Below are 26,513 nucleotides of genomic sequence, written 5' to 3'. Positions count from 1 at the left end.
CGGGGCCTCGTCGGCAAGCAGGGCTTGTGTCATTCCAGGGTCGTCTCAGAAGCGCGCCGGCGGATTTTCGCAGCGGGCTACGCTGGAATGGCATAACACTCCCCCCTGTAAGGCGTCGGGATCACCCCGGCAGCGATATCGCGCCGCTGCTGCATTCGCGCGATTCGATATAGGAGTGCAAATGTTCAATAAAGTCGTCAAGTCTTTCCAATGGGGACAAAACACGGTTCGCATGGAAACCGGTGAGATCGCTCGCCAGGCATCCGGCGCTGTGCTCGTCGACATGGACGATACCGTCGTGCTCGCTACGGTCGTGGGTGCGAAGAAGGCCAAGGCTGGCCAGGATTTCTTCCCGCTGACGGTCGACTACCTTGAAAAGACTTACGCCGCCGGCAAGATCCCGGGTGGCTTCTTCAAGCGTGAAGGCCGTCCGTCGGAAAACGAAACGCTGACGTCGCGCCTGATTGACCGTCCGATCCGCCCGCTGTTCCCGGAAGGCTTCTACAACGAAGTCCAGGTCGTGGTGCAGGTCGTCTCGCTGAACCCGGAAGTCCCGGCCGATATCCCGGCCCTGATCGGTGCTTCGGCCGCGCTGGCCATCTCGGGTCTGCCGTTCAATGGCCCGGTCGGCGCCGCCCGCGTGGCTTACGTCGACAGCCAGTACGTGCTCAACCCGTCGCGTGAGCAGATCGCCAAGTCGAAGCTCGACCTGGTCGTCGCCGGTACGGAACAAGCGGTGCTGATGGTGGAGTCGGAAGCGCAGGAGCTGCCGGAAGACGTGATGCTGGGCGCAGTCGTGTTCGGTCACGAGCAAATGCAAACGGCCATCAACGCGATTCACGAACTCGTGCGCGACGGTGGCAAGGCCGAGTGGGAATGGGCCCCGGCTGCCAAGAACGACGCGCTGATCTCGCAAGTCAGCGAACTGGCCGAAGGCCAACTGCGCGCGGCTTACCAGACGCGTGAAAAGCAAGCGCGCACGCAACAACTGCGTGCTGTGAGCGCCGACGTGATCGCCAAGCTGGGCGAAGCTGCGGCTGCCAAGGGCGAAGCTGCGCCGGACGACATCGAAGTCGGCAACATCCTGTTCGATCTGGAAGCCAAGATCGTCCGTAGCCAGATCCTGGCTGGCGAGCCGCGTATCGACGGTCGCGACACGCGCACCGTGCGTCCGATCTCGATCCGCACCGGCGTGCTGCCGCGTGCCCACGGTTCGGCACTGTTCACGCGTGGCGAAACGCAGGCACTCGTGGTGGCCACGCTGGGCACCAAGAGCGATGAGCAGATCATCGACGCGCTGCAAGGCGAGTACCGCGATCGCTTCATGCTGCACTACAACTTCCCGCCGTTCTCGACGGGCGAAACGGGTCGCGTGGGTTCGCCCAAGCGTCGCGAAATCGGTCACGGCCGTCTGGCTAAGCGCGCGCTGGTCGCATGCCTGCCGGGTGCCGACGATTTCGGTTACACCGTGCGTGTCGTGTCGGAAATCACCGAGTCGAACGGTTCGTCGTCGATGGCGTCGGTCTGCGGCGGTAGCCTCGCCATGATGGACGCCGGTGTGCCGCTGACCTCGCCGGTCGCCGGTATCGCCATGGGCCTGATCCTCGAAGGCAACAAGTTTGCCGTGCTGACCGATATTCTCGGCGACGAAGATCACCTGGGCGATATGGACTTCAAGGTAGCCGGTACGTCGAATGGCGTGACCGCACTGCAGATGGACATCAAGATCCAGGGCATTACGAAGGAAATCATGCAGGTCGCGCTGGCGCAAGCCAAGGAAGGCCGTCTGCATATCCTCGGCAAGATGTCGGAAGCCCAGTCGGGCGTGCGCACGGAGCTGTCGGAATTCGCACCGCGCATGGTCACGATCAAGATCAATCCGGAAAAGATCCGTGACGTGATCGGTAAGGGTGGTTCGGTGATCCGCGCGCTGACGGAAGAGACCGGCACGAGCATCGACATTTCGGACGACGGCGTGGTGACCATCGCCAGCCCGAGCGCCGAAGGCATTGCCGAAGCGAAGCGTCGTATCGAACTGATCACGGTGGAAGTCGAGGTCGGCCAGGTCTATGACGGCACCGTGCTCAAGCTGCTCGAGTTCGGCGCTATCGTCTCGGTGTTGCCGGGTAAGGACGGTCTGCTGCACATCTCGGAAATTGCCAACGAGCGTATCAAGGACATCAACGAGTACGTCAAGGAAGGTCAGGCCGTGCGCGTGAAGGTGATCCAGCAAGACGACAAGGGTCGTCTGCGTCTGTCGCACAAGGCACTGACCGAGGAAGAGAAGCAAGGCGGTGCATTGCTGGTCAAGCGCGAAGGCGACGCCCAGTAAATCGGGCCTCGGCATAAAGCAGGGCGGCGCGCTTGCGTGCCGTGACGCCATGCCGTGACCGCGATAAGGAAGACGGCGACTCTTGCGAGTCGCCGTTTTTTTATCTTCGCACGAATTCGCAAAATAATGCGGAAAAAATGCGAGGAGGGTATTTACAGGAAATGGGTTTGTCATTAGAATCTCATTTCTCTGTTCGGGGGTATAGCTCAGCTGGGAGAGCGCTTGCATGGCATGCAAGAGGTCAGCGGTTCGATCCCGCTTACCTCCACCACGGATTCAGAAGCTTGGTTTTCAGGCTGCGTCGAAAGAGCAAGATTCTTGCGAAAACGATGCAAAAAACTTGAAAATAAAGCTTCACAAGCGAAGAAATGTTGTTTAGAATGGCGTTCTTCGCTAAATGCAGTAAGTAGTAGCGAAACAGACAAAGTTTTGACGATTTTGTCCCCTTCGTCTAGAGGCCTAGGACATCACCCTTTCACGGTGAGTACAGGGGTTCGAATCCCCTAGGGGACGCCAGAATTGGTGCCGGTAGCGAGTCGGTATCAGTTTGAAAATGCCAGGCAGTTTGTGGCGTAAAGCCCGCTGAAAGTCAGGCGGGTTTTTTTGTCGGTTTTGGAGCGGTAGTTCAGTTGGTTAGAATACCGGCCTGTCACGCCGGGGGTCGCGGGTTCGAGCCCCGTCCGCTCCGCCAAAACCTACGAAGTTCGGTGATATGCGCGTGAAAACGCAGCAATGCCGGGCAACTAGCAGGAAAGCAAAGTGAGTGACATCACGATGCTGCAGCAAGTTTGGAGCGGTAGTTCAGTTGGTTAGAATACCGGCCTGTCACGCCGGGGGTCGCGGGTTCGAGCCCCGTCCGCTCCGCCAAACGAAGAAAGCCCAGGCTTAACCGCCTGGGCTTTTTTTATGTCCGAAATCGCTTGGCTACCGAGCGTCGTAAAAGGTATCGCAAGGTCTCGCAATGAGGTCTTTCGAAGGTTTCGATAGCGATTTTTCCTCTATTCGTTTCCCCTTCAATGGCCTTGCGGAATTTTCGCGTCGTTTTTTGAAATTCTGCAATTCGTGCGCATTGCGATCGAGCGGTGACAGAGCGTCGGTATTTTGATCCTCCGACGCTCCGAACGATGCACCGACCGAAGCAAGAGATGCCGATGAATCAGCGCATCAGGCAAGGGCGTTTCGGATCGAATTTCCAGTCCGGCACCAGATATTGCATGGCAACGCTGTCGTCGCGCGCGCCGAGACCGTGTTCGAGGTACAGCGCGTGGGCTGCCTCGACGGCGTCCATGTCCAGCGTCACCCCGAGCCCGGGAGCGGTCGGCACCTGCACGTTGCCACCGACAATTTGCAGCGGGTTGCGCGTCAGGTATTGACCGTCCTGCCAGATCCAGTGCGTATCGATGGCGGTGATCTTGCCGGGCGCGGCGGCCGCCACGTGGGTAAACATCGCAAGCGACACATCGAAATGATTGTTCGAGTGCGAGCCCCACGTCAGTCCCCACTCGTGGCACATCTGCGCGACGCGCACCGAGCCCTGCATCGTCCAGAAATGCGGATCGGCGAGCGGAATGTCCACGGACTGCAACTGAATCGCGTGGCCCATCTGACGCCAATCCGTCGCGATCATGTTGGTGGCTGTCGGCAGCCCTGTCGCGCGTCGGAATTCCGCCATCACTTCGCGACCCGAATAGCCGTTTTCCGCACCGCACGGATCTTCTGCGTACGCCAGCACGTCGTGCTGATCGCGACACAGACGGATGGCCTCGGCCAGCGACCATGCGCCGTTGGGATCGAGCGTCACGCGTGCCTGCGGGAAGCGTTTTGCAAGGGCGGTGACGGCTTCGATCTCCGCATCACCCTCAAGTACACCGCCTTTGAGCTTGAAGTCCTGAAAGCCGTAACGCGCGTGTGCCGCTTCGGCCAGTTTGACGACGGCATCGGGTGTCATCGCGACTTCCGTGCGCACGCGCTCCCAGTCGTCGCGCGCGCCACGATTGTCGGTATAGGGCAGATCGGTGGCGTTGCGCTCGCCAATGAAGAACAGATACCCGAGCATCGCGACTTCGCTGCGCTGTTGCCCCTCGCCCAGGAGGGCGGCAACGGGGACTTCCAGGTGTTGACCGAGCAAGTCGAGCAGTGCGGCTTCGAGCGCGGTCACCGCGTGGATCGTCGTGCGCAGATCGAAGGTTTGCAAGCCGCGTCCACCCGCATCGCGGTCGGCGAAGACGCGACGCGTCTGGCCGAGAATCGCCTGGACGTTGGCGACCGACTGTCCGACGACGTAGGGGCGTGCGTCCTCCAGCGTCTTGCGAATCGACTCGCCGCCGGGCACTTCGCCAACGCCGGTATGCCCGGCGTTGTCCGTCAGGATGACAAGGTTGCGAGTGAAGAACGGCCCGTGTGCGCCGCTGAGATTCAGCAGCATGCTGTCGCGGCCGGCGACGGGAACAACGCGCAATTCGGTGACGATGGGGGTTCGGCTCATGGCAGGGAACGTTGATCAGTCCAAAGGGAACGAAGGGGCGCGACATTCTGTTGTATGTCGTCAGACAACATTCTATGGAAAGTTGCTCGGATTGCCTTTGCGGGTATACCCGTTTTCTCCAGATGTTGACTGTATGTGCTGCGGGTCGATGGACCCGGGAAGGACACGACGTGAGTGCGTCGCGTTTTTGTTATCGTACAACTTGGTTCGAACTATGCCCGTCGTCATCTCGCTCGGCCGTCTCACCGAACGAGCAAAGTGGCCGATAGCCGACGGATGTGTCTCGCTCAGGCCTGCGCGTTTGTCGCGGACGTCGCCATGCCTTTGACATGCACGACCCAACGCAGATACATCAGCAATCCGATAGCGGCGACCGCAACGCTTGCGCTGTTGGCGGCCCAGAAGCCGGTAGCCCCGTGAAGCCAGGCGGGCGAGAGGCCGCCGACGTCGAAGCCGAGCACGTATCCGCCGCCCAAGCCCACGCCCCATAGCGACAGGGCGTAGATGACGGTCGGTACGACCGCGACTTTCCATGCACGCAAGACGAAGACGGCGTTCACCTGAAGGGCGTCGAAGACGTGATAGACAGCGACGATGGTCAGCAGCGGCGCGGTCACGGCGGCGACCAGCGGGTCCGATGTGTAGGCGGCAAGGACCAGCGGGCGGCCGAGCCACATCAGCAGGGCCACGAGCAATCCCAACGTCCCGGCCAGCTCGACGCCACGCCGTCCGACCCGTTGCGCCGCCTGGTAGTCGCGCGAACCGATCGCCTGCGCGGTGAGCGTTGCGGTTGCGATGCCGATCGACATCGGCAGCATGTACATGAGCGCACCGAGGTTCGCGGCGATCTGATGGCCGGCAAGCGTCACGTCCCCCAGTCGGGCAATGAAGATCGCCATGAACGAATACGCCGTGACTTCGATCAGGTAACTCAAACCCATCGGCACGCCGAGTTTGAGCAGTGCGCGAATCGCTTGCCACTGTGGCCAGCAGAACTTCGTGAAGACGCCGAATTCGCGCAGCTTCGGATGCCGCGCCATCAGCAGCAGCCCGAGACCGCAGGAGACCCAGTTGATAGCGGTCGTGGCGATGGCGCACCCGGTACTGCCCAGCGCCGGGATACCCAGTCGATCCACGCCATAGATCAGCGCGAGGTTGAGCGGTACCTTCAGCACCAGCCCCGTCACCTGAATCATCATGACGATGCGCGGTTGCGCCACGGCCGTCGAGAGCGACGAGTACACGCGGAACAGCATGGCGGCAGGCAAGCCGTACGCGAGGATATGCAAATAGGCGGTCGCACGGGCTTCGAGTTCAGGCGTCGCTTCGGAGAGTCGCAGGATGAATTGCGGATGCGACAGGACGAGGAAGCCGGGCACCGCGAGGAACAGGGCGAGCCAGAACGTCTGACGCACTTCCTCGCCGATGGCGATGCGCTCACCCGCGCCGTAAAGCTGTGCGGCGATGGGCGAGAGGGCGACGAGAATGCCCATCAGGCCGACGTACACGGTGATGTAGATCGAGCCACCGAGCGCCAGCGACGCGAGGTCGAAGGCGGAGGCGCGGCCGACCATGGCGGTGTCCATCACCCCGAAGGCGATGACCGCCAACTGGCCGATCAGCACCGGCCATGCCAGCGCGGCAATGCGTTTGATGTCGTGCCACATGGTGTCGGGCGTCTCGGACGTGTCGGACGATTAGCGCGGACGCGCCGCGCGACGCCACGGGCGCTCTTGCAGGACGTAAAGACGGAAGCGTTCGTCACGGTCGGCTGCGCGACGGCCTTCCCACAGTTGACGCCACTCGTAGGGCGCGAGCGAGAGCGGTTCGCTGTAGTCCTGGGAGTCTTGACGCAGCAGCACGTCGCAATCGTCGTCGGCCGAACCGAAGCGCATCTTGCCGAAGTAGGCGAACGACGCGAGCTGGGCATCGCCCACCCGTGCCGTGCGAATGCACGTGTAGTCCGCTGGGAGATGGGACGCAATCTGCGCTGCCACGTCGCGATACGTTCTGCCGTAATTGACGACCGGCAGCCAGAGCGTCATGAGCAACACCCACATCAGTGTCGTGCCGCCGGAGGACAGCACCACGCTGCGCCACAGCACCTTCGGGCTGCGCGACACGCGCCATGCCACCAGCGCCACCCAGGCGCCCGTGACGATCAGCGCACTGATCAGCGTGATCCAGCTGAACTCCGGATTGAAACCGGGCACCAGGCGCCGCAGGTTGCGTGCCGTCGATGCCGGGAAGCCGGTAATGCCTGCAAGCCAGACGATCCACACGAAGCCGGCCAGCACGGTAAACGACAGCACGGCGAACCAGTCGATGGCGTTGACGGTGCCGCGCTTGAGCGTCGGCAGACCGAAGGCGGCGATGATCGAGAGTGCAGGCAGGGCCAGCATGAAGAGCTGATTGCCCTGATGCGCTTGCAGCACGATCAGCACCAGGATCGTGATGGCGAAGATAAGAGAGATCGCAATGTGCGGGGCGCGTCGCATGCCGCGCCAGGAGTACAGCGACCATGCAGCGAGCGGCCAGGCAGGCCACGCAAACAGCGCCAGGTTCTTGGCGATGTAGCTCAGCGAGGCGATCGTGGGACCACTGAAGGCGTCCATCCCGATATCGGCCCACTCGCCGAGCCAGCGGCGTGCACCGTCGGCGAATTTCAGCGCTGCGAGGGGCCAGGTGCAGGCGATGAGCAGCGTGATCGGGGTGGAGACGAGCAACAGCATGCGCAGCGGAAGCGCGCGGCACACGACTGCCGCGATCATGCCCGCGAGCCACAGCGAGAGTGTCATCAATGGGGACGACGCCAGCGCCATCCCGCCAAGTGCCAGACCGAACCTCACGGCACCCTGACGCGGTTTGTCCAGACTGCGCACGAGGCCGTAGATCGCCATCGAGATCAGCGTGAGCTGCCCCACGGTGGCGGTCGTTTCGTGACCGCGTTCGGCCAGGCCGAAGCACGCCAGCAGAATCAGCAACGCGCCATCCGCGAGCGTGCGTCCGTAGTCGCGCGGTTCCGGTTCACCGCCGAAAGCGTATTTGAACGGTTGCACTTCCGGGCGGCGGCCAAGCAGATAGGTGCCGTACCAGATGAACGTGCAGGTGATGTAGAAGCAAAGGCCCGTGACGATGCGGGCGGCGTCGGGTGCATCGAGCCACGAGAAGGCGCGGATGGACAGTGCGCCGAGCCACGAGACGAGCGGGCCGTTGTCGTAAATCGGTTTGCCTGCGATGTTCGGCAACAACCAGTCGGACAGATGACCGTGCGCCATCGTCCACATGATGCCGAATCCGGCAGCGTCTTCGTTTTTCCACGGATCGCGACCGAACAACCCTGCCAGCACATAGATGACGCAAATGGCGATTAACAGCGAACGCGGTAGCGCGCTGGTGGCGGAGGCGGTGATGCGAACTCGTTTCATAGGCGATACGACAGGATCGGCGGGGCAGCCGGATCGGAAAGACAGAGGGGCTGAGCCGGAACTGGCTCGGGGGCGAAGCTCGGGGTGAAACCGCGACTAACGCTCAGGGCAGGCCTAAGGGAAACGTGCGGCACCCTGAAAAGCCGACAGTATGACAGTAACTGAAGGCTTGGCGCAGCGCAGACCAAAGAAAAAAGGGCAGCCTGAGCTGCCCCTTTCCAATGCTTTTCACAACGTCGGGAGCTTGTCCCAGATGCGCTGACCGGCAAACGTCTGTCCGGTCCCGCATCGCGTTGTACGGCGCGTTGCCGGTAAAACTTACGCTGCCTTGCCGCTGGCACGAGCACCGAACTTCTTGCGGAACTTGTCCACGCGACCTTCAGTATCCATGATGCGCGTTTCGTTGGTGTAGAAGTTGTGCGATGCCGACGACGTATCCAGCTTCACGAGCGGGTACTCTTTGCCTTCGAACTCGGCCGTTTCCTTCGTGTTGATCGTCGAACGCGAGACGAACTGGAAGTCGACGCCCGGCGTCATGTCGCGGAACAGGACTTCGCGGTAATTCGGGTGAATGCCTTCTTTCATGGTGCACCTTGAGTTAAGTCGGTAGCCAGTCTGCGCGAGCCCCTTGCCCGCTAACGCTATCGCCGTCGTTTAAACCTTAAGGGGTCTCGAAGACGGGAAACGCGCCAACCACTTTCCGGATTTGGAAAACGCGCATTATGCCATGAAAACAACAACTTTCGCAAAGTTTTCATAGGGTTGCGGCGGGTGCCTCCGGTGTGGTGACGGCGGCGTCCGGCGCAGATGCCGTCTGGGCGGCGGGATCTTGCAGGAAATAGCGCGAAAAGAGCATGTACAGGGCTGGGTACTCGCGCTGGAAAGCCTCGGGGGCGACGAAGAACGCCTCTGCGCAGACGGCGAAGAACTCCGACTCGTGTTCCGTCGCGTAAGGATCGAGCAAGGACGTCGAGGCGAAGGCGTCCCATTGCGCGTCGGGCACGTTCGCCACGTGGTGGCAGAACGCCTCGTACGCCGGGTCGAACACATCGCACCATGTCTCGGAGGTCAGGTCGCCATGAAGGCGGCGCAGCATGGGCGGCACGCCGTCCGCTTCCCCGCCTTCCATATCGATCTTGTGGACGAACTCGTGAATCACGACGTTGTACGCCAGCACGTCGCTTGCCTGAACGTCCTGCCACGACAGCACCACCGGGCCACCTTCCCATGCTTCGCCGCTGGCTTCCTGTTCGACGTCGTGCACGACGCCCGCTTCATCCTGAACCGTCTTGCGAATCAGGAATTCGCCGGGGTAAAGCACGATGCCGGTCCATCCGCGATACAGCGCCGGCGGCAGATGCAGGATCGGAAGACAAGCCTGCGCGGCGACCGAGACGCACATGGCCTGCGTCAGCGGCAGGTCGTGTGCCGTCGAGAAATGCTTGCTGGCCAGAAAGTCGGCCGCCCGTGCGCGCAGTTTTTCCAGATCGGCGGCGCTGCGTCGGGAAAGGAACGGCAAGGCGCTGACGACCTCGTGCCAGACGTCGTCTTCAATGGAGGTGGTCTGTTGGGAAAGTCCCAGGCGGGCAAACAGGGTCTTGAGCATGACGGGCGTCGGCGGGCGGGGGTGCCGCTGCGACCGTTTCGTACCATGGATCGCAGTGGGCGACGCAGCCGCGCGAAGAACAATGACGCAACGATTCTAATTTAGCTGCTTCTGAATTGCCGCAAAAATCGCACCGCACAATGCCACGATGGCAATGAAGTGAAAGCCGTCGATGAACGAGAGAAACGACGCCTGCCGCTCGATCATCCGGGCGATCTGTGCGAGTGCCGCACCTTGTGCCTGCGAAGCGGCAACGCCCGCATGCGTGAGCGCATTCGCGAGCGATTCCAGGGTCTGCGTAAAGATCGGATTGTAGGGATTGGCCACTTCTGTGAGCCGGGTGCGATGCAGGGCTTCCCGATGCTGCTCGAACGCGACGATGGTGGAGACGGCGAACGAGCCGGAGAGCTGACGGAGAATGTTCTTGAGGCGATATCCGTGCACGAAGCTCTCGTGATCGAAGGTGCGGAATGTGAGGTTTGCCACCGGCAGCACGGTGAAGATGCCGAACACGGCCTTGAGTGCGAGCACGCCGTAGAGCTGCGACTGTCCTGCGTCCGGTGGCATGGCGCCGAGCCACATGCTGGTCGCGATCGTCATCAGAAAACCGCTCACGATCAGCAGCTTCTTGTTCGCGATGAACTTCGCTACACGGAAATAGGCGAGCAGCAGGATGACGGTGAGTAGCGCGGAGTAGCCGAGCAGTTGCCCTGTGCGCTCGACCGTGAAGCCGAACCCCTGCTCCAGCAACCGAGGCATCAGATAGCTTTGCGTGTTCGCCAGATAGTAGTAAGCCGCGTAGAGCAGGAGTCCGACCTGGAACTCGCGTCGACGTAACGGCTGCAAACGGATGAACGGCGCAGGATGTTGCCATTGGTGATAGCCGAACCACACCAGCGCGCCCACGCCCACGACGGTGAGCAACGGCAACAGGGGCGTTTGCAGCCACAGTGTGTAACGCATCTCCTGAAGCACGACCTGAAATGCGCCCATCGCGAGGGCAAAGGCCATGAACGGTGCGAACGGATAGCTGCCGCCACTCGCGCGGTCGCGCAGGCGGCCGACGTCCGGGATGGCGAACCATGCAAGACCGGCGAGCAGTACGGCCGGCGGTGCGGTGCACAGGAAGAGCGTGCGCCAGGTGTATTCGGAGACCAGCAGGCCGCCGATGAGCGGCGCCGCCGCCGAGCCGGTGAACAGCAGCAAGGCAAAGGTCCGGACCGTTTTGCCGCGACGCTCGGCGGGCACGCTCACTTGCGCGAGGATCCGGCATGAGCTCATCCAGCTGCCGGCGCAAAAGCCCTGACACGCGCGTGCGATCACGAGTTGCGTCACGCCTTCGCTGGTGCCCGCCAGCACGGCGCCGCAAGCGTAAAGCAGCAGCGAGCCCGTCAGATAACGGCGGTAGCCGATGCGCTCGACGAACCACTGTTGCTTGAGAATGGCGAGTACGGAGGCGATGCCATACGCCGTCGTCATCCATACGAATTCTTTGGGAGACGCATCGACGCCGCCGGAAACATACACGGCGAAATACACGAGGAGCGCGTTCTCGAAGAACTCCAGTCCGGGGATCAGGCCGAGGGCGTAACGATAGGCCTCGACGCGCATGGGACGCAGCGGGTCCGCGCCACCAGTGTTGCCCGCAGGCGGAGGGCTTGGTGGTGCGGTAGACGAGGTCGGCGGCACGGCGGGAGGCATGATAGGCCTTGTCGGGACTCAGTGCGACGAGGACGTTTTGCGCACTTTGGCGGCGCGCTCGGCCAGCAAGTCGTCGGCCGGTACGCCCTGAAGGCGTTGTTCGATGTAGCGAAGGTCGTGGCGGATCTGGGCTTCCAGCGTCTCGGCATCGCGCAATTCGCGACGCACCTGCGCGGTGCGCTCGCGCAGCGTGTCGAGTTGCGAGGTGAGTGCGTCCCGCACGACCTGCAGATCTTCCTCGTTCATGCGCGATTTGCCCGCTTCGACCATGCGACGCGGCCGCTTGAGCATTTCGGTGATCGCGGCAATCGAGAAGCCGAGCGAGCGCATGCGCAGGATGCGGCCGAACGTTTCGAGATCGGCGGGCGTGTACATGCGGTAGCGTCCGCCGCTACGGGCGGGGACGACGAGGTTCAGTTCCTCGTAATACTTCAAGGTGCGCGCCGTGACGCCGAGCGCGGCCGCCGCCTGACCGACGGTCAGCAGCGAGGCATCGTCCGCCGTGGCGCCACCGGGGGCTGTCGATGAGAGATCTGCGGGCATGAACGTGCCTCCGATCGAATGATAGACGGGATCTTAGCACAACCTATACGTGAACGTACAGGTTTGGGTGTGGCGCGTCATTGACGGCGTCTGAGCGGAAATGGCAATCGGTCCGGGGAGCGTGGACGTCTGAAACGTTGCGGCTCGCCGGACCGACGGGAGGAGAGTAGAGGGAGAGGGAAAAAACTAGCGCCCGGTCAGATTCGGCGCCGTTTCCCAGCGAATTGCGCGGACGCCGGCGGTGTCGCCGAGCGTCGAGACAAGATGGACGAGCGCGGCGCGACCACTGCGGTCGCAGCGCAACACATAGTCGAGCTCCAGCAGGTAGCCGCCCGAGCGGTCGGTGCGGGTCGCCGCTTCCGGTGAAATCCGCTGCGAGCGAAGGGCGTTGCGCACCGTGGTGTCGATGCTGTCCGCCCGAGACGCCAGCGTCAGCACGACGAGGCGGTACTGGGGCGACGCATGCGACGCGGTGGCATGGGGCGCTGGCGTGGCGTTCGATGTGGCCGACGCCGGTGCGAGGCGACTGCGAGCACGATCGAACAGCGACGGGATAAGCATTTGCAGCGTCATGGTGTCCTCCTGATTCAAGGGCCTGAGACGGCGGATGCCGGGGCTTGGCGATGCGTCGTGTGCGCTCGACGGACGCTTGCGCGCCACCGATGGCGCGAGAGGCGTATGTATAACGTCACGCGATGCATGAATTCGACGCAAGCGTCGGCAGGCTTGATCGCGCCTCGGGTGACCGACGATGTCATGTCGGCCGCGGCGTGGCGCTAAGAAGCGTGCCTTGTTCCGGATGACGCGACGTCATCCGTCGAACAAACGCTGAACTGCGGTGACAGGTGCGGGAAATCTGAATCGCTTGCCGAAGTCTCGGTTGACGCTGACGTCATCGTGATTCGGTGCGATCGATGCACTACCGCTGCGGCATTGAGTCCGGCAGCGGCAGTCGGGGACGACTGCGGGTTACCGGGCCAACGCCTCGCCGGTCATTGCCGACGCTTGCGTGCTACTAGAGCAACTGCCCACGGAAAACTCCGTCGTAATTGGAAAGCGTCCATTCTAGGGATTTGGCGCGCGTCTGTAAAGAAAATGGCGGGATTTCGCGGCGTTTTGTCGCGAAACTGTCGACATTTCTTCAAAAAATGGCGATTTTTTAATGCGTGGCCGTTGATTGCGTTTGGTTGCGTCGATTGCCTGTCGCGATGGCCCGATCGGCTCAGTCGGGCAGCACTTTGCCGGGGTTCATCAGCCCGAGCGGATCGAACGCCGACTTGAGCGCGCGCATCAGCGCGATTTCCACGGGCGATTTGTAATGAGCGGCCGCGTCGCGCTTGAACTGCCCGAGGCCATGCTCGGCGCTGATCGTGCCGCGATGCGCATGCACGCTGTCATGGACGGCGGCGGTGACAGGCGTCTGATACTGCTTGAGGAAAGCGGCCGGGTCGATGCCGTCGGGCGCCATCACGTTGTAGTGCAGATTTCCGTCGCCGAGATGGCCGAACGTCACCATCCGCGCACCTGGCGCAATGCGCTGCACGATGGGATCGGTTGCTGCGATGAACGCTGGCACTTGTGAGACGGGCACAGCGATGTCGTGCTTGATGTTGAGGCCTGTCGCCGATTGCGCCAACGGAATGCTCTCGCGCAGATGCCAGAGCGCATTCGACTGAGCGAGGCTGCTGGCGACGATGGCGTCGCGCACGATGCCCCGCTCGATGGCGGTATTCAGTGCCCGTTCCAGCAGGTCGCGCGCGTGCGCCTCGCTCTCGTTGTCGGACAGTTCGAGCAGTACCGACTGCGCGTAGGGCTGCGAGAACGGATAGCGTTGCGACGTGAAGACCTGAGCGACGAGTTGCAGACAGAAATCGGACATGAGTTCGAAGCCCGTGAGCAACGGCCCGGCCATGCGCTGCGCAAGGGTCAGCAGAGCGAGCGCGTCGGCCGGGCTGTCGAGTGCGGCGAGCGCCGTCATGCGCGCGGCGGGTTGCGCGAAGAGCTTGAGCGTGGCCGCCGTGATCAGGCCGAGCGTGCCTTCCGCGCCGATGAACACATCGCGCAGATCGTATCCGGTGTTGTCCTTGCGCAGACCGCGCAGACCGTCCCACAACTCGCCCTGCGGCGTGACGACTTCCAGACCCAGACACAGTTCGCGCGCGTTGCCGTACCGCAGCACCGCCGTGCCGCCCGCGTTCGTCGCCAGATTGCCGCCGATGGTGCAACTGCCTTCGGCCGCAAGGCTCAGCGGAAACAGGCGCTCGACTGCGGCCGCAGCGGCCTGCACATTCGCGAGGAGGCACCCGGCTTCGGCGGTGAGCGTCAGGTTATCGGCGTCCACCTGACGGATGCGATCGAGGCGTCGCAGACTGATCACGACCTGATGCCCGCTGACGTCGGGTGTTGCGCCACCGGCCAAGCCGGTGTTTCCCCCTTGCGGCACCATCGGCACGCCGTGGGCGACGCACAGGCGCACGAGCGCGGCGGTCTGGGCGGCGTCGGCGGGGCGTAGGACGGCAAGCGCATTGCCAACGTACCGTTTGCGCTGGTCGGTGAGGTAAGCATCGGTGTCGGCGCGCTCGGTCAGCACGTGATCGCGACCGAGCAGGTCGCGGCAGGCAGTGAGGAATTGGGCTTGATTCATGGGGCAGGGCGGGGCGAGGGCGGGGCGAAGGCTGGAATGCAGGGAGGGCGTCGCCTGAAGGGGAATTGGAGCGCGCTAGCGCGCCGCTGCCGCCCGGGCTTTCGCAGCGCGCTTGAAGGGCCGCAGATAAAAGACGGTCGCGAAGAAAAAGACCAGCGACAGCGCTGTCTCGATCCAGGCAAGCGTGGCAGACGGGCCTGTATCGCTCATGCCACGCACCACGCCTTCTGCGAGGAAGAGCAGAATGAACATGCTCGACCACTGAAGCGTATACAAATTGCCGCGCAATACGCCACGCAGCGGCAGGAGCAAGAGCAACGCCTTGAGCACCAGCCACGAACCGCCCGGACGCAGCGGCGCCAGCCACAACTCCCACGCCACCGACAACGCGATCAGTGCCAGCAAGCTGGCTATGCTCACCCGCCGCAATGCCTGAGCGTCACCCGGCGTGGGTGCCGGACGGACATCGCCATGCGGGGCATTGTCACGCGGGAAGTCGGGCTGACGGTCGGGCGGTGTGGCAGTCATGGGCTTGTCTCGTGGCCAGTACTACTGCGGGACGTGGCGGGCAACGACGGGGGGGGGAGGTTCCCGCATGTGCTGTACACCACGGATTGCAGCGATTCGAATGCACGCGTCACCGGCGTGCGGCTCGCGGCGCTTCGACGCGACGCGCAATGCCGGTCGACGCGGGATCCGGCGCAGACGTTCATTCTGCCAGCTTGCACGCGGCGCGTGCGAGTCTTGCTCCGAGTGCCGAGGCCAACTGACGTTCGTCTGCCGAGAGCGGGTTGCCGTCGTGCGCGAAGTGCGTCGCGCCGTAGGGTGAACCGCCAGTGCGCGTGCTCGAGAGCGCAGGTTCGGTGTACGGGAGCCCCATGAGCAGCATGCCGTGATGCAGCAACGGAATCATCATTGACAACAACGTGCTTTCCTGTCCGCCGTGGAGGCTGGCGCTGGACGTGAACACGCACGCGGGTTTGCCAGCGAGCGCGCCGGACAACCACTGGGGCGTGGTGCCGTCGAGAAAGTACTTCAGCGCGGCGGCCATATTACCGAAGCGGGTCGGCGAACCGAGCGCGAGACCCGCGCACTCCTCCAGATCGCGCAATTCGACGTACGGCGGGCCGCTGTCCGGGATGTCCGGTGCGCTGGCTTCACATACCGTCGACACGGCGGGCACAGTGCGCACTCGGGCCTGCGCGCCGGGTACGCTGTCGATTCCGGCAGCAATGCATTGGGCGAGTTGTGCGGTCGTGCCGTGACGACTGTAGTACAAGACGAGGATTTCAGTCATTGATGCAAGTGAGCGAAGAATCGAATGCGAGCCGGATGACCGGTATCGTGGGCCTTCCATTTTTCAGCGCAAGCTGGCACCGCTGCCAAAGCCTCGCGTCCTGAGTGAAAAGCCTGCGAAAAGTGCGGGTATTATAGGGCGTTCCCGGTAGCGTGATCACATGGTGGTGCGGGCGCCGCGAATGGCGTTCAACGTGCCGCCGTCGCCAGATTTTTGTCACGTTGTCATGCCTGAGTTTTATCGCTGTTGCGTCTGAGAAGTGCTTGCGCAGTGTCTGCGTAGTGTCTGGTAAGGAGCCCGATTTGTTCAAACTGTCCCGCATCAACTGGAATAACGTTCGCCAACTGCTGAGGTACGCGCTTGCGCGGGTACAGGACGACCGGATTCCCCAAGTGGCGGGCAGTCTGACGTTCACCTCGATTCTGTCGATCGTTCCCTTGTTCGCCGTGACATTCGCCTTGTTCACGGCCTTCCCGATTTTCAACTCGTTTCGCGACGCGCTCCAGGGCTTTCTGCTCGAACACCTGATGCCCGAGAGCGTCAACGCGCAGATATTCAATTACCTCAATCAGTTCGCCTCGAAAGCGACGAGCCTGACGGCGTTCGGTCTGATCGGTTTGCTCGTAACTTCTGTGCTGACCTTGATGACGATCGAGTCGGCGTTCAACGTCATCTGGCGCGTGCCGCGCCCGCGTCCATTGGCCCAGCGTCTGCTCATTTACTGGAGCCTGCTGACGCTCGGGCCGCTGCTGTTCGGTGTGAGTCTGTCGATCAGTTCCTACGTCTTCACGCAATCGATGTCGCTGGTGAGCACCTTGCCACCTGCCGTGGCGTCGCTGCTCAGTCTGATTCCGCTGGCACTCACGAGCGTGGCGTTCATGCTGATGTACGTCTACATGCCGAACTGCAAGGTCGACTGGCGCGACGCACTGGTGGGCGGCGTGGTGGCGGCGCTGGCGTTCGATCTGACCAAGCGCGGCTTCGGCATGTACATCCGTCAGTTCCCGTCCTACACGGCGGTGTACGGGGCCTTCGCGGCCGTGCCGATCTTCCTGCTCTGGATCTACCTGTCGTGGCTCGTCGCACTGGTCGGCGCGACGATTACGTCGGTCCTCCCCGCGTTGCGCCTTGGACATTTTCAGTATCCGCGCTTTCCCGGCAGCGATTTGCTCGACGGCCTGACACTCATCCATCTGCTCAATCAGGATCGCGAAGCCGGTGGCGGGGGGTACACGACGCAGCAACTGGCGCGCACCATGCGCACGAGTCTCGAACACGCCAACGAGCTGCTGTGCCGCCTCGAACGCATGGGTTGGGTCGGACGCATGACCATGCAACCGCCCGCCGAGCGCTGGCTGCTGCTCGCGAACCCACGGACGACGACCTTGTCGCCGCTCGTTGCCCAACTGGCGCTCAACGTCGACGAACTGGCCCGGCAGATGGAGCGTCATGCGCTGGACGGCGCGCACGTGGCCGATATCCTGCGCGAAGGGAAGTGGGACGTGCCGCTCGCCGACGCGCTGCCGCGCGATCCATCGTCACCCGGTGCGGACGCGTCGGATGTACAGGACGTATCGGACGTATCGGACGTCTCGGACGTCTCGGACGTCTCGGACGAGGGCGACGCCAGGGCCGACACCCGCCGGGGGGGCGACACGCCTTCGACGCAGGGTGTGCGGCGCTGGCGTCCCGCGCCGGGCAAGCGCTAAAGCTCGATGCGACCGACGCAGATGTCGCGAAACATCACCCAATCGCCCATCAGGCTGTAGACGGGATGCCGAAACGTGGCGGGCCGGTTCTTCTCGAAGAAGAAATGCCCGACCCACGCGAACGCATAACCACAGACGACTGCTGCGAGCAGCCACCACGCATTGCCCGTCGCAGCGAACGACACCAAAAAAGCGATCACACCCCACGAGCCGACGAAGTGCAGGCGGCGGCAAGTGGCATTCCTGTGTTCGCCGAGATAGAACGGGTAAAAGTCCGCGAACCGGTCGAACGTTCGTGATGCCGGCGCGGGGTCATGGCCCTCGGTCATGGCAAGTCTCCTTGTCCTGGTTGGCGAAAGTGACGCCTTCGCTTCTTACATCCCCGTCACACGTCCCTATCGTGCCGTGTCGAAGCTGCAAGCCCGCGTCCTGACCGGGTCAGTCTCGCAAGAATCGCTTGAGCGCATCGAGCAGCGCATCCGGCTGTTCCGTCATGATGGCGTGGCCAGCGTTGACGAGTTCCACCGTGACCGGCGCGCCGTTGTCGCGCAATGCATCGAGCAGGGCGCGCGCGGCGCGCGGCGGGGTCATCTGGTCGCGCTGTCCCAGCACGGCAAGCACCGGACACTTGATCTGCATGGCGGCGTCCATGCCCTGATCGTAGCCGTTGCAAGCCTCGAAATCCGTGAGAAACACTTTGGCCGTATTCCGTTGAGCGACACGTTCCATCAATCGCTGGTTGCCGCCCCATGTCCAGAACCCGGGGCCCGGCGCGGACGGTTTGGCCGCGAGCGTGCTATGCGACCAGGCATTGACCAGTGCGATGGCCTCGGGCTCCCGTTCGGCGGCGGCGCTCAGCAACGTATCGGCGACCTTCATCGGATAGGCCGTGCCCACCAGTGCGATGCGCGAGACGCGTGCCGGATGGCGTGCCGCCGCGTCCAATGCGATCAGCGACCCCATGCTGTGGCCCACCCATGTTGCGCGCTCGACACACGCCGCGTCGAGCACTGCGATCACGCAATCCGCCATCTCGCCGATGGTCTTTAACGGTGTTCCGGTGCTGCGATGATGCCCCGGCAGATCGAGCGCAAGCACATTCCTCCCGTGGTGCGCCAGATATCGACTCTGCAGTCCCCAGACACTGTGATCGTGCTGTGCGCCATGCAGGAAGACGACGGTCGGCTGCGTCGGTTGGATCGGCTTGCCCGCGGTGTAGGCGTAGACGTTATTGTCGGCAATGTCGAAATTCATCGTGCCTGCCCCTTCGAAGACGATTTCACCGCCGCTTTGAGGCCGCGCTTGAGGTCCTGAATCAAGTCGTCGGCGTCTTCCAGGCCGATGGACAGGCGTACCGTGCCTTCCCCGATACCCGCCGCGCCGAGCGCGGCGGCGTCCATGCGAAAGTGCGTGGTGGACGCGGGATGAATCACCAGCGAGCGCGCGTCGCCCACATTCGCGAGATGCGAGAACAACTGCAATGCCTCAATGAATCGCCGACCCGCTTCGCGGTCTCCTTTCAGGTTGAAACTGAACACGGCCCCAGCACCGCGCGGGAGTAAACGTTTCGCCAGTGCGTAATCGGGGTGGGATGGCAACTCGGGGTAGGCGACGCTCTCGACTGCATCGTGACCCGCGAGGAATTCGACCACCTTACGCGCATTCTCGACGTGGCGCGCCATGCGCAACGGAAGCGTTTCGATTCCCTGAAGCAGTTGCCAGGCGGCCTGTGGGTGAAGGCAAGCGCCGAAATCGCGCAACCCTTCGCGTCGTGCGCGCAACAGGAATGGCGCGACCGAGCTTTCCTCCGCGAAGACCATGCCGTGGAAGCCGTCATAGGGCTCGGTCAGCTCGGGAAATTTGCCGCTTTTCTCGAAATCGAACGTGCCGCCGTCGATCAGCACGCCGCCGATGGTCGTGCCATGGCCGCCGAGGAACTTCGTTGCCGAGTGATAAACGAGGTCCGCACCGTGTTCGAAGGGCTGGATGAGCCACGGCGTCGTGAACGTGCTGTCAACGAGCAGGGGCACGTCCGCGTCGTGCGCGATGCCCGCGACCTGCGCGATGTCGAGCACGTCGAGGCCGGGATTCCCGAGCGTCTCACCGAAAAACAGGCGCGTCTTGGGGCGAACGGCCGCCCGCCAGCCCGCCAGATCTCCGGGGCGAACGAACGTCGTTTCGATGCCGAACCGGCGCAACGTGTAATGCAGCAGATTGTGCGAACCGCCGTAGAGCGCACTTGACGCCACGATATGCGAACCCGCCCCCATGAGTGTCGCGATGGCCAGATGCAGCGCGGCTTGTCCGCTCGCCGTGGCGATCGCGCCGACGCCGTTCTCCAGCGCTGCCATGCGTTCTTCGAAGACCGCATTGGTCGGATTGGAAATCCGGGAATACACATGCCCGGCGCGCTCCGTATTGAACAGCGCGGCAGCCTGATCGGCATCGGAGAACACAAAGGACGTGGTCTGGTAGATCGGTGTGGCACGCGCTCCCGTGGTGGGGTCGGGGGCCGCACCGGCGTGCAGGGCAAGCGTATCGAAGTGCGGGACTGACATGTCGTGGATGGCCTCGCAGGTGGTGTGACGTGAACTTTACGTATGCGGCAATCCTAGCACCACCTTCGTGCGCCCCGGCAGGCATTACGGGGGTGATCAGGGAAATTGCGGTGTTGTCTTATGTCGGGGGTAAGGTGTTGTCCGAGAGGGGATGCGGCATCGGCTGAAAACCCGCGTGGTACGGCCATGTCGGCGTTCTGCGCCTTTCCTTTTGGGGCGCTTTCCGATAGCATCCATCGAACAGGTTCCAATCACTATTTGACACGGGGACAGCGGGCGTACGCGCCGGCCATCCGTCTCGCAAGTCGAGTCCGGCAACGTCGGCGGCAGCGTTCTGCCACGATTGCCGGAGCAACACAATGAGGAGTGTGCGCCATGCGTGTGTCTGACATCCTGAAAGTAAAGGGCAACACCCTTTTCACCGTGACCCCGGAGACGTCGTTGGCGGATGCCGTCGACACGATGGCGGAGCATGACATCGGTTCGCTCGTCGTGATGGAGTACGGCGATCTCGTGGGCATGCTCACGTTCCGCGAGATCATCAACACGATCAGCAAGAACGGTGGCACGGTCGGCGGCTCCACGATTCGCAAAATCATGGACGACCATCCGCTGACCTGTACGCCCGAGACGGACGTCAATGAAGTGCGTCGCATGATGCTCGAGCGCCATGCGCGCTATCTGCCGGTCATGGAAAGCCGCACGCTTATGGGCGTCATTTCCTTCTACGACGTGGCCCGCGCGGTCGTCGAGGAGCAATCCTTCGAGAACCGTATGCTCAAGGCCTATATTCGCGACTGGCCGGCCGAGGAAGCGGAAAACGCAAAGTGAGTGAGGCCAGTCAGCGCGAGGCTCGCGGCGACGGCCACCAATCACGACTCCTGAAGGAACGCCGTTTCGCGCCGTTCTTCTGGACGCAGTTCCTCGGCGCGATGAACGACAACGTGTTCAAGATCGCGTTCACGTCGCTCGTCACGTATCACGCATCGCTTTTTCAGGACGTCGATGGCAAGACCGCGGCGTTCCTGATCTCTGCCATTTTCATCGCACCGTTTCTCCTGTTCTCCGCGACCAGCGGGCAGATTGCCGACAAGTGGGACAAGGCCCGGCTAATCCGCTTCGTCAAGACGCTGGAGATTGCCATCATGGTCGTGGGCGCTGCCGGGTTCGTCTGGACGAGCGCGCCGTTGCTGTACGTCTGCACGTTCCTGATGGGCTTGCACTCGACACTGTTCGGGCCGGTGAAGTACGCATATCTCCCGCAGCATCTGGCCAATCATGAGCTGGTCGGCGGCAACGGACTCGTTGAAATGGGCACGTTCGTGGCGATTCTCGTCGGCACGATTATCGGCGGCGAGTTGGCGGGGGCGGGCGCAAGCGCACTGCCCTGGATCGGCGGCGTGTGCATCGGTCTGGCGTTACTGGGACGGCTGGTCTCCACCTGGGTACCACAAACACCTGCCGCACAACCGGACCTGCGAATCAACTGGAATCCGCTCACTGAGACGTGGCGAAATCTGCGCATCGCGCGCAAGGACCGCGCCGTGTTTCAGAGCTTGCTCGGTATTTCGTGGCTGTGGTTTCTTGGGGCCACGTTCCTTGCATCGTTCTTCAATTTCTCTCGCGACGTGCTGGGGGCGAGCCCCGACGTCGTGACATTGCTGCTGGCGATGTTCTCAATCGGCATTGGCATGGGGTCGCTGCTTTGTGAGCGGCTCTCGGGTGGCAAGGTGGAAATCGGGCTGGTGCCGTTCGGGTCGATCGGCATGACGGTATTCGCTGTCGATTTGTACTTTGCGAGCCGGGGCGGCGCGCCCGGCGGGGCGTTGCAGACGGTCGGGCAGTTCATTTCGCAACCCGCGCATTGGCGCATCCTGGTCGATCTGTTCCTGCTGGCGATGTTCGGTGGCTTCTACAGCGTGCCGCTGTATGCGCTGATTCAGAGCCGGAGCGCGCCGTCGCATCGCGCGCGCATCATTGCGGCGAACAATATTCTGAACGCGCTGTTCATGGTCGTCTCTGCGCTGATGGCCATGATGCTCACCAAAGCCGGGCTGACCATCGATCAGTTGTATCTCGTTACCGGTATTCTCAACGCGCTTGTCGCCGTCTATCTCTATTCTTTGCTCCCCGAGTTCCTGATTCGTTTCGTGATGTGGTTAATGCTTCACACCATTTATCGGATTGACGTGAAAGGCGCGGATCAGATTCCGGACGAGGGGCCTTGCGTGCTGGTGTGCAACCACGTGAGCTTTGCCGATGCCGTGGTGATCGGCGCGTCGATCCGTCGCCCGGTGCGTTTCGTGATGGATCATCGGATTTTCAAAATTCCCGTGCTGTCGTGGTTCTTCCGAACCGTAGGCGCCATTCCGATTGCGCCGGCGCACGAAGACGCGGCAGGTCTGGAGCACGCCTACGCGCGGATCGCCAAGGCGCTCGACGCGGGGGATGTGGTTTGCATCTTCCCGGAGGGCAAGCTCACGGCGTCGGGCGACCTGCAAGTGTTTCGGCAGGGCGTGCAGCGCATCGTCGAGCGTTCGCCTGTGCCGGTGGTGCCGATGGCGCTGCGCGGACTGTGGGGAAGTTTCTTCTCGCGGCACGGCGGGGCAGCGATGACGCGTCCGTTCAAGCGAGGTGTTCTGAACCGGCTGGAGCTGGTGATCGGCGAGCCGGTCGCGCCGGCGCAGGCGACGCCCGAATCGTTGCGCGACAAGGTACTCAAGCTTCGCGGCCCCTGGCCGGTATAATAGACAATTCCCGTCACACCCCAATCTGATCCCCGTATGTCTGGCAATACGCTTGGAACCCTGTTTACCGTTACCACTTTCGGCGAATCGCATGGCCCGGCCATCGGCTGTGTGATCGATGGATGTCCGCCGGGAATGGCGCTGACGGAAGCCGACATTCAGGTGGAGCTGGATCGCCGCCGTCCGGGTACGTCGCGCCACGTGACGCAGCGTAACGAGCCGGATGCCGTCGAGATTCTCTCGGGGGTGTTCGAAGGTGTGACGACGGGCACGCCCATCGCCTTGCTCATCCGCAATACCGATCAGCGCAGCAAGGATTACGGCAACATCGTGCAGACGTTTCGTCCCGGGCACGCCGATTACACCTATCTGCAGAAATACGGCGTGCGCGACTATCGCGGCGGCGGACGTTCGTCGGCGCGTCTGACGGCGCCGGTCGTGGCGGCGGGGGCCGTGGCGAAGAAATGGCTCGCGGAGCGCTTTGGCGTACAGGTGCGCGGCTGTATGACGCAGCTCGGCGATATCGAAATTCCGCAGACCGATTGGTCGCAAGTGCCCCAGAACCCGTTTTTCGCAGCAAACGCAGAGGTTGTCCCGCGGTTGGAAGCGTACATGGACGACCTGCGCAAGGCCGGCGATTCGGTCGGCGCAAAGTTGCGTGTGATTGCAACGGGCGTGCCGGTCGGCCTCGGAGAGCCGTTGTTCGATCGCCTCGATGCCGATATCGCTCACGCCATGATGGGGCTCAATGCCGTCAAGGGCGTTGAGATCGGTGCGGGGTTCGGCAGCGTGACGCAGAAGGGGTCCGAGCATGGTGACGAACTGACGCCGCAAGGCTTCGTCGGCAACAACGCCGGTGGGATTCTGGGGGGCATTTCGACGGGCCAGGACATCGACGTCTCGATTGCCATCAAGCCGACGTCGAGCATCCGTACGCCGCGACAGTCGATCGACGTCAGCGGGCAACCGGCAACGGTAGAGACGTTTGGCCGTCACGATCCCTGCGTGGGCATTCGCGCGACACCGATTGCCGAAGCGTTGCTGGCGCTCGTGTTGATCGACCATGCGCTGCGTCATCGTGCGCAGTGCGGCGATGTTCACGTGAGCACGCCGGTCATCCCGGCACGCGTACCGGAGTAGGCGGAGTAAGCGGAGTCGGGTGAGGTAAGGCGTAGGAAAGCGCCGCGAGCCGACACGCTGCACCCATACAAAACGCCAGACAATGAGTCTGGCGTTTTTCACTTCTACGGCCTCATAGATCCGTTGGCGCGATTACTCGCGACATTGCGTGATGGGCTGCTCGCCTTTGGCGGTGTACAGCGTGCCTTCGGGACCCTTGCTCCACCAGATGAGTGTGCGCCCGACGTGCTTTTCTCCACTCGCCGCGCGCGCCGGTTTGAGGACCTCGCGTTTGCCCATCCAGTACAGCGTAACGTCGCCACCGAGGTTGTGATCGTCGTAGACGAGAACGGCAACGTGCCGGTTGTCGCACAGGTAGCTCACCGTCTTGGCCTGGACGGCGGCGCCGGTCAGTGCGAGGGCGCTTGCCAACGTCGCGCCCGACATCCATACGGAAATTCTGGACATCATGCCTCCTGTGTGTACAAGTAAAAACCGCCGGACGAACCGGCGGAAATACAACATCACATATTCGGGTAGTTCGGACCACCGCCGCCTTCCGGCGTGACCCACACGATGTTCTGTGTCGGGTCTTTGATGTCGCACGTTTTGCAGTGCACGCAGTTCTGGGCGTTGATCTGCAAACGCTCGGAATCGTCGTCGTTCTTCACGAACTCGTACACACCGGCCGGGCAGTAGCGTTGTTCCGGTCCGGCGTACTCGTTCAGGTTAATGCCGACGGGCACGCTCGCGTCCTTGAGCGTCAGGTGAGCCGGTTGATTCTCTTCGTGGTTGGTGTTCGAAATGAACACCGACGACAGACGGTCGAACGTGAGCTTGCCGTCCGGCTTCGGATAGACGATCGGCTGGCATTGCGCGGCCGGCAGCAGGCATTCGTGGTCGGCCTTCTTGCGATGAATCGTCCAAGGCATCTTGCCGCCGAGCAGCTTTTGCTCGATGCCGGTCATGAGCGTCGCGACCGTCAAACCCTTCTTGAACCACTGCTTGAAGTTGCGCGCCTTGTTCAGTTCCTCGTGCAACCACGATTGCTCGAACGCTGCCGGGTAGGTCGTCAGTTCGTCGCGCTGACGATCTGCCGTGACGGCATCGAACGCGGCATCGGCGGCCATCATGCCGCTCTTGATCGCAGCGTGGCTGCCCTTGATGCGGCTGACATTGAGGAAGCCGGCTTCGCAGCCCACCAGCGCGCCGCCCTTGAACACCAGCTTCGGCAGCGCCAGCAAACCGCCCGCCGTAATGGCGCGGGCGCCGTACGAAATGCGTTTGCCGCCTTCGAGGAAGTGGCGAATCGACGGATGCGTCTTGTAGCGCTGGAACTCTTCGAACGGCGACAGATACGGATTGCTGTAGTCCAGCCCGACGATGAAGCCGACGGCCACCTGATTATTCGGCAGGTGGTAGAGGAACGAGCCGCCGTAGGTGCTCGAATTGAGCGGCCACCCCGCCGTGTGAATTACCAGCCCTTCCTTATGCTTGGACGGATCGATCTCCCACAATTCCTTGATGCCCAGACCGTACGCCTGAGGGTCGCGCCCCTCATCGAGGTTGAACTTGCGCATCAATTGGCGGCCGAGACTGCCGCGCGCCCCTTCCGAGAAGATCGTGTACTTGGCGTGCAGCTCCATGCCGAGCTGAAAGTTCTCGGTCGGCTCGCCGTCCTTGCCGACGCCCATGTTGCCTGTCGCCACGCCCATCACCGCGCCGTTTTCGTCATAAAGGACTTCGGCGGCAGGGAAGCCCGGGAAGATCTCGACGCCCAGCGCTTCGGCCTGCTGGCCGAGCCAGCGAACGACGTTGCCCAGGCTGATGACGTAATTGCCATGATTCTGGAAGCACGCAGGCAGCAGCCAGGAGGGTGTGGAGGTCGCCCCCGTTTCGCTCAGGAACAGGAAGCGGTCTTCGACGACGGGGGTGTCGAGCGGTGCGCCGAGTTCCTTCCAGTTGGGGATGAGTTCGGTCAGGGCTTGCGGATCCATGACCGCGCCGGACAGGATGTGGGCCCCGATTTCCGAGCCTTTTTCCAGGACGCAGACGGAAATCTCCTTGCCCGCTTCCTGTGCGCGTTGCTTCAAACGGATAGCCGTGGACAGGCCGGCCGGACCGCCGCCAACAATGACGACGTCATACTCCATCGACTCCCTCGGGCCGTACTGCTCAAGCAGCTTGGGATCCATTGATGCTCCTGTTATAAACGTTAGAATTCGTGGGTGCGGCCATTTTCCGGGAATGGTGAACACCTCGCAACCGCATATTAATAGTACGGTCGTTCGATTTGGTAGGTAGGAAGCTCTAGCGGCGAGCCGGGTGGCGACGCCGTTGCTCA

The 26,513-nt window shown here is 62.5% G+C and carries 21 protein-coding genes and 4 tRNA genes; 9 read left to right on the top strand and 16 right to left on the bottom strand.

The features are described from left to right. Positions 1-175 precede the first annotated feature (175 nt). The 5 genes from pnp (at position 176) to MB84_RS14780 (ending at position 3,199) form a co-directional block, all read left to right on the top strand. Entirely contained in the window at positions 176-2,332 is a 2,157-nt protein-coding gene (pnp, locus tag MB84_RS14800; RefSeq protein ID WP_046292335.1) for a polyribonucleotide nucleotidyltransferase, read from the top strand. 195 nt (positions 2,333-2,527) lie between these two features. Continuing rightward, positions 2,528-2,603: transfer RNA gene (locus MB84_RS14795), tRNA-Ala, on the top strand. A 169-nt stretch (positions 2,604-2,772) separates the two neighbouring features. Beyond that, positions 2,773-2,848 (top strand) — tRNA-Glu (locus MB84_RS14790). A gap of 98 nt (positions 2,849-2,946) precedes the next feature. Then, positions 2,947-3,023, top strand: a tRNA-Asp gene (locus tag MB84_RS14785). A 99-nt stretch (positions 3,024-3,122) separates the two neighbouring features. Further along, a tRNA-Asp gene (locus MB84_RS14780) sits at positions 3,123-3,199 on the top strand. A 289-nt stretch (positions 3,200-3,488) separates the two neighbouring features. Here the strand turns inward: MB84_RS14780 and gudD are convergent. The 11 genes from gudD to wrbA all read right to left on the bottom strand — a co-directional run bounded on the left by gudD (position 3,489) and on the right by wrbA (position 16,036). After that, the gene (gudD, locus tag MB84_RS14775; protein ID WP_046292334.1) at positions 3,489-4,817 is read right to left on the bottom strand and encodes a glucarate dehydratase; all 1,329 of its coding nucleotides are present in this window, start codon (positions 4,815-4,817) and stop codon (positions 3,489-3,491) included. Positions 4,818-5,104: 287 nt separating this feature from the next. Beyond that, a complete protein-coding gene (locus MB84_RS14770; protein WP_046292333.1) occupies positions 5,105-6,484 on the bottom strand; it encodes an MATE family efflux transporter in 1,380 nt (459 codons plus the stop codon). A 30-nt stretch (positions 6,485-6,514) separates the two neighbouring features. Next, complete coding sequence (locus MB84_RS14765) at positions 6,515-8,245, bottom strand: ArnT family glycosyltransferase (RefSeq protein WP_046292332.1); 1,731 nt, start codon at positions 8,243-8,245, stop codon at positions 6,515-6,517. A gap of 318 nt (positions 8,246-8,563) precedes the next feature. Further along, positions 8,564-8,830 (bottom strand): type B 50S ribosomal protein L31, encoded by a 267-nt coding sequence (locus tag MB84_RS14760; protein WP_046292331.1) that lies wholly within the window; start codon positions 8,828-8,830, stop codon positions 8,564-8,566. A 169-nt stretch (positions 8,831-8,999) separates the two neighbouring features. After that, a complete protein-coding gene (locus tag MB84_RS14755; RefSeq protein ID WP_046292330.1) occupies positions 9,000-9,851 on the bottom strand; it encodes a M90 family metallopeptidase in 852 nt (283 codons plus the stop codon). 96 nt (positions 9,852-9,947) lie between these two features. Beyond that, positions 9,948-11,552 (bottom strand): MFS transporter, encoded by a 1,605-nt coding sequence (locus tag MB84_RS14750; protein ID WP_084009806.1) that lies wholly within the window; start codon positions 11,550-11,552, stop codon positions 9,948-9,950. An 18-nt stretch (positions 11,553-11,570) separates the two neighbouring features. After that, positions 11,571-12,095, bottom strand: coding sequence for a MerR family transcriptional regulator (locus MB84_RS14745; RefSeq protein ID WP_046292328.1), 525 nt, complete (start codon positions 12,093-12,095; stop codon positions 11,571-11,573). Between the two features lie 186 nt (positions 12,096-12,281). Beyond that, a complete protein-coding gene (locus MB84_RS14740; protein ID WP_157122738.1) occupies positions 12,282-12,668 on the bottom strand; it encodes a hypothetical protein in 387 nt (128 codons plus the stop codon). Between the two features lie 649 nt (positions 12,669-13,317). Continuing rightward, positions 13,318-14,739, bottom strand: a complete 1,422-nt coding sequence (locus tag MB84_RS14735) for an FAD-binding oxidoreductase (protein WP_046292326.1) — start codon at positions 14,737-14,739, stop codon at positions 13,318-13,320. Positions 14,740-14,814: 75 nt separating this feature from the next. Beyond that, positions 14,815-15,267: a DUF2069 domain-containing protein gene (locus MB84_RS14730; RefSeq protein ID WP_084009805.1), complete on the bottom strand. Its 453-nt coding sequence runs from the start codon at positions 15,265-15,267 to the stop codon at positions 14,815-14,817. Positions 15,268-15,448: 181 nt separating this feature from the next. Further along, on the bottom strand, positions 15,449-16,036 hold the full coding sequence (gene wrbA, locus MB84_RS14725; protein ID WP_039397667.1) for an NAD(P)H:quinone oxidoreductase: 588 nt from the start codon (positions 16,034-16,036) through the stop codon (positions 15,449-15,451). A gap of 302 nt (positions 16,037-16,338) precedes the next feature. Between wrbA and MB84_RS14720 the strand changes: the two genes are divergently transcribed. Then, positions 16,339-17,745: a YihY family inner membrane protein gene (locus MB84_RS14720; RefSeq protein ID WP_245725375.1), complete on the top strand. Its 1,407-nt coding sequence runs from the start codon at positions 16,339-16,341 to the stop codon at positions 17,743-17,745. Here MB84_RS14720 and MB84_RS14715 read toward each other — a convergent pair. The 3 genes from MB84_RS14715 to MB84_RS14705 form a co-directional block, all read right to left on the bottom strand. Then, positions 17,742-18,074, bottom strand: a complete 333-nt coding sequence (locus MB84_RS14715) for an Mpo1-like protein (protein WP_046292325.1) — start codon at positions 18,072-18,074, stop codon at positions 17,742-17,744. The genes MB84_RS14720 and MB84_RS14715 overlap by 4 nt on opposite strands. Before the next feature lie 109 nt (positions 18,075-18,183). After that, positions 18,184-18,999 (bottom strand): alpha/beta fold hydrolase, encoded by an 816-nt coding sequence (locus MB84_RS14710; protein WP_046292324.1) that lies wholly within the window; start codon positions 18,997-18,999, stop codon positions 18,184-18,186. Then, positions 18,996-20,303, bottom strand: coding sequence for an O-acetylhomoserine aminocarboxypropyltransferase (locus MB84_RS14705; protein WP_046292323.1), 1,308 nt, complete (start codon positions 20,301-20,303; stop codon positions 18,996-18,998). Before MB84_RS14705 ends, MB84_RS14710 begins: the two co-directional genes overlap by 4 nt. Before the next feature lie 375 nt (positions 20,304-20,678). Between MB84_RS14705 and MB84_RS14700 the strand changes: the two genes are divergently transcribed. From MB84_RS14700 to aroC, 3 genes are read left to right on the top strand one after another with little or no spacing between them, the layout of a single operon-like run. Beyond that, positions 20,679-21,134, top strand: a complete 456-nt coding sequence (locus MB84_RS14700; RefSeq protein ID WP_039397675.1) for a CBS domain-containing protein — start codon at positions 20,679-20,681, stop codon at positions 21,132-21,134. Continuing rightward, positions 21,131-23,050, top strand: coding sequence for an MFS transporter (locus tag MB84_RS14695; RefSeq protein ID WP_046292322.1), 1,920 nt, complete (start codon positions 21,131-21,133; stop codon positions 23,048-23,050). Before MB84_RS14700 ends, MB84_RS14695 begins: the two co-directional genes overlap by 4 nt. 36 nt (positions 23,051-23,086) lie before the next feature. Continuing rightward, positions 23,087-24,190: a chorismate synthase gene (gene aroC / locus MB84_RS14690; RefSeq protein ID WP_046292321.1), complete on the top strand. Its 1,104-nt coding sequence runs from the start codon at positions 23,087-23,089 to the stop codon at positions 24,188-24,190. Between the two features lie 132 nt (positions 24,191-24,322). Here the strand turns inward: aroC and MB84_RS14685 are convergent, their stop codons facing one another. Continuing rightward, entirely contained in the window at positions 24,323-24,637 is a 315-nt protein-coding gene (locus MB84_RS14685; RefSeq protein WP_169835012.1) for an MliC family protein, read from the bottom strand. A gap of 56 nt (positions 24,638-24,693) precedes the next feature. After that, a complete protein-coding gene (locus MB84_RS14680) occupies positions 24,694-26,364 on the bottom strand; it encodes an electron transfer flavoprotein-ubiquinone oxidoreductase (protein ID WP_046292319.1) in 1,671 nt (556 codons plus the stop codon). Positions 26,365-26,513 lie beyond the last annotated feature (149 nt).

It is taken from the genome of Pandoraea oxalativorans (assembly GCF_000972785.3).
In the GTDB taxonomy this organism is placed as follows: Bacteria; Pseudomonadota; Gammaproteobacteria; order Burkholderiales; family Burkholderiaceae; genus Pandoraea; species Pandoraea oxalativorans.
This window is presented reverse-complemented; position numbering and strand designations above follow the sequence as displayed.

What these genes read in the sequence shown, in the direction of transcription:
- wrbA (WP_039397667.1), bottom strand. Translation starts at nt 16,036, where the DNA reads ATGACTGAAATCCTCGTCTTGTACTACAGTCGTCACGGCACGACCGCA.
- MB84_RS14700 (WP_039397675.1), top strand. Translation starts at nt 20,679, where the DNA reads ATGCGTGTGTCTGACATCCTGAAAGTAAAGGGCAACACCCTTTTCACC.
- MB84_RS14680 (WP_046292319.1), bottom strand. Translation starts at nt 26,364, where the DNA reads ATGGATCCCAAGCTGCTTGAGCAGTACGGCCCGAGGGAGTCGATGGAG.
- MB84_RS14710 (WP_046292324.1), bottom strand. Translation starts at nt 18,999, where the DNA reads ATGAATTTCGACATTGCCGACAATAACGTCTACGCCTACACCGCGGGC.
- MB84_RS14760 (WP_046292331.1), bottom strand. Translation starts at nt 8,830, where the DNA reads ATGAAAGAAGGCATTCACCCGAATTACCGCGAAGTCCTGTTCCGCGAC.
- MB84_RS14735 (WP_046292326.1), bottom strand. Translation starts at nt 14,739, where the DNA reads ATGAATCAAGCCCAATTCCTCACTGCCTGCCGCGACCTGCTCGGTCGC.
- gudD (WP_046292334.1), bottom strand. Translation starts at nt 4,817, where the DNA reads ATGAGCCGAACCCCCATCGTCACCGAATTGCGCGTTGTTCCCGTCGCC.
- MB84_RS14740 (WP_157122738.1), bottom strand. Translation starts at nt 12,668, where the DNA reads ATGACGCTGCAAATGCTTATCCCGTCGCTGTTCGATCGTGCTCGCAGT.
- MB84_RS14730 (WP_084009805.1), bottom strand. Translation starts at nt 15,267, where the DNA reads ATGACTGCCACACCGCCCGACCGTCAGCCCGACTTCCCGCGTGACAAT.
- MB84_RS14715 (WP_046292325.1), bottom strand. Translation starts at nt 18,074, where the DNA reads ATGACCGAGGGCCATGACCCCGCGCCGGCATCACGAACGTTCGACCGG.
- MB84_RS14770 (WP_046292333.1), bottom strand. Translation starts at nt 6,484, where the DNA reads ATGTGGCACGACATCAAACGCATTGCCGCGCTGGCATGGCCGGTGCTG.
- MB84_RS14750 (WP_084009806.1), bottom strand. Translation starts at nt 11,552, where the DNA reads ATGCCTCCCGCCGTGCCGCCGACCTCGTCTACCGCACCACCAAGCCCT.
- MB84_RS14755 (WP_046292330.1), bottom strand. Translation starts at nt 9,851, where the DNA reads ATGCTCAAGACCCTGTTTGCCCGCCTGGGACTTTCCCAACAGACCACC.
- aroC (WP_046292321.1), top strand. Translation starts at nt 23,087, where the DNA reads ATGTCTGGCAATACGCTTGGAACCCTGTTTACCGTTACCACTTTCGGC.
- MB84_RS14765 (WP_046292332.1), bottom strand. Translation starts at nt 8,245, where the DNA reads ATGAAACGAGTTCGCATCACCGCCTCCGCCACCAGCGCGCTACCGCGT.
- MB84_RS14685 (WP_169835012.1), bottom strand. Translation starts at nt 24,637, where the DNA reads ATGTCCAGAATTTCCGTATGGATGTCGGGCGCGACGTTGGCAAGCGCC.
- MB84_RS14745 (WP_046292328.1), bottom strand. Translation starts at nt 12,095, where the DNA reads ATGCCCGCAGATCTCTCATCGACAGCCCCCGGTGGCGCCACGGCGGAC.
- MB84_RS14705 (WP_046292323.1), bottom strand. Translation starts at nt 20,303, where the DNA reads ATGTCAGTCCCGCACTTCGATACGCTTGCCCTGCACGCCGGTGCGGCC.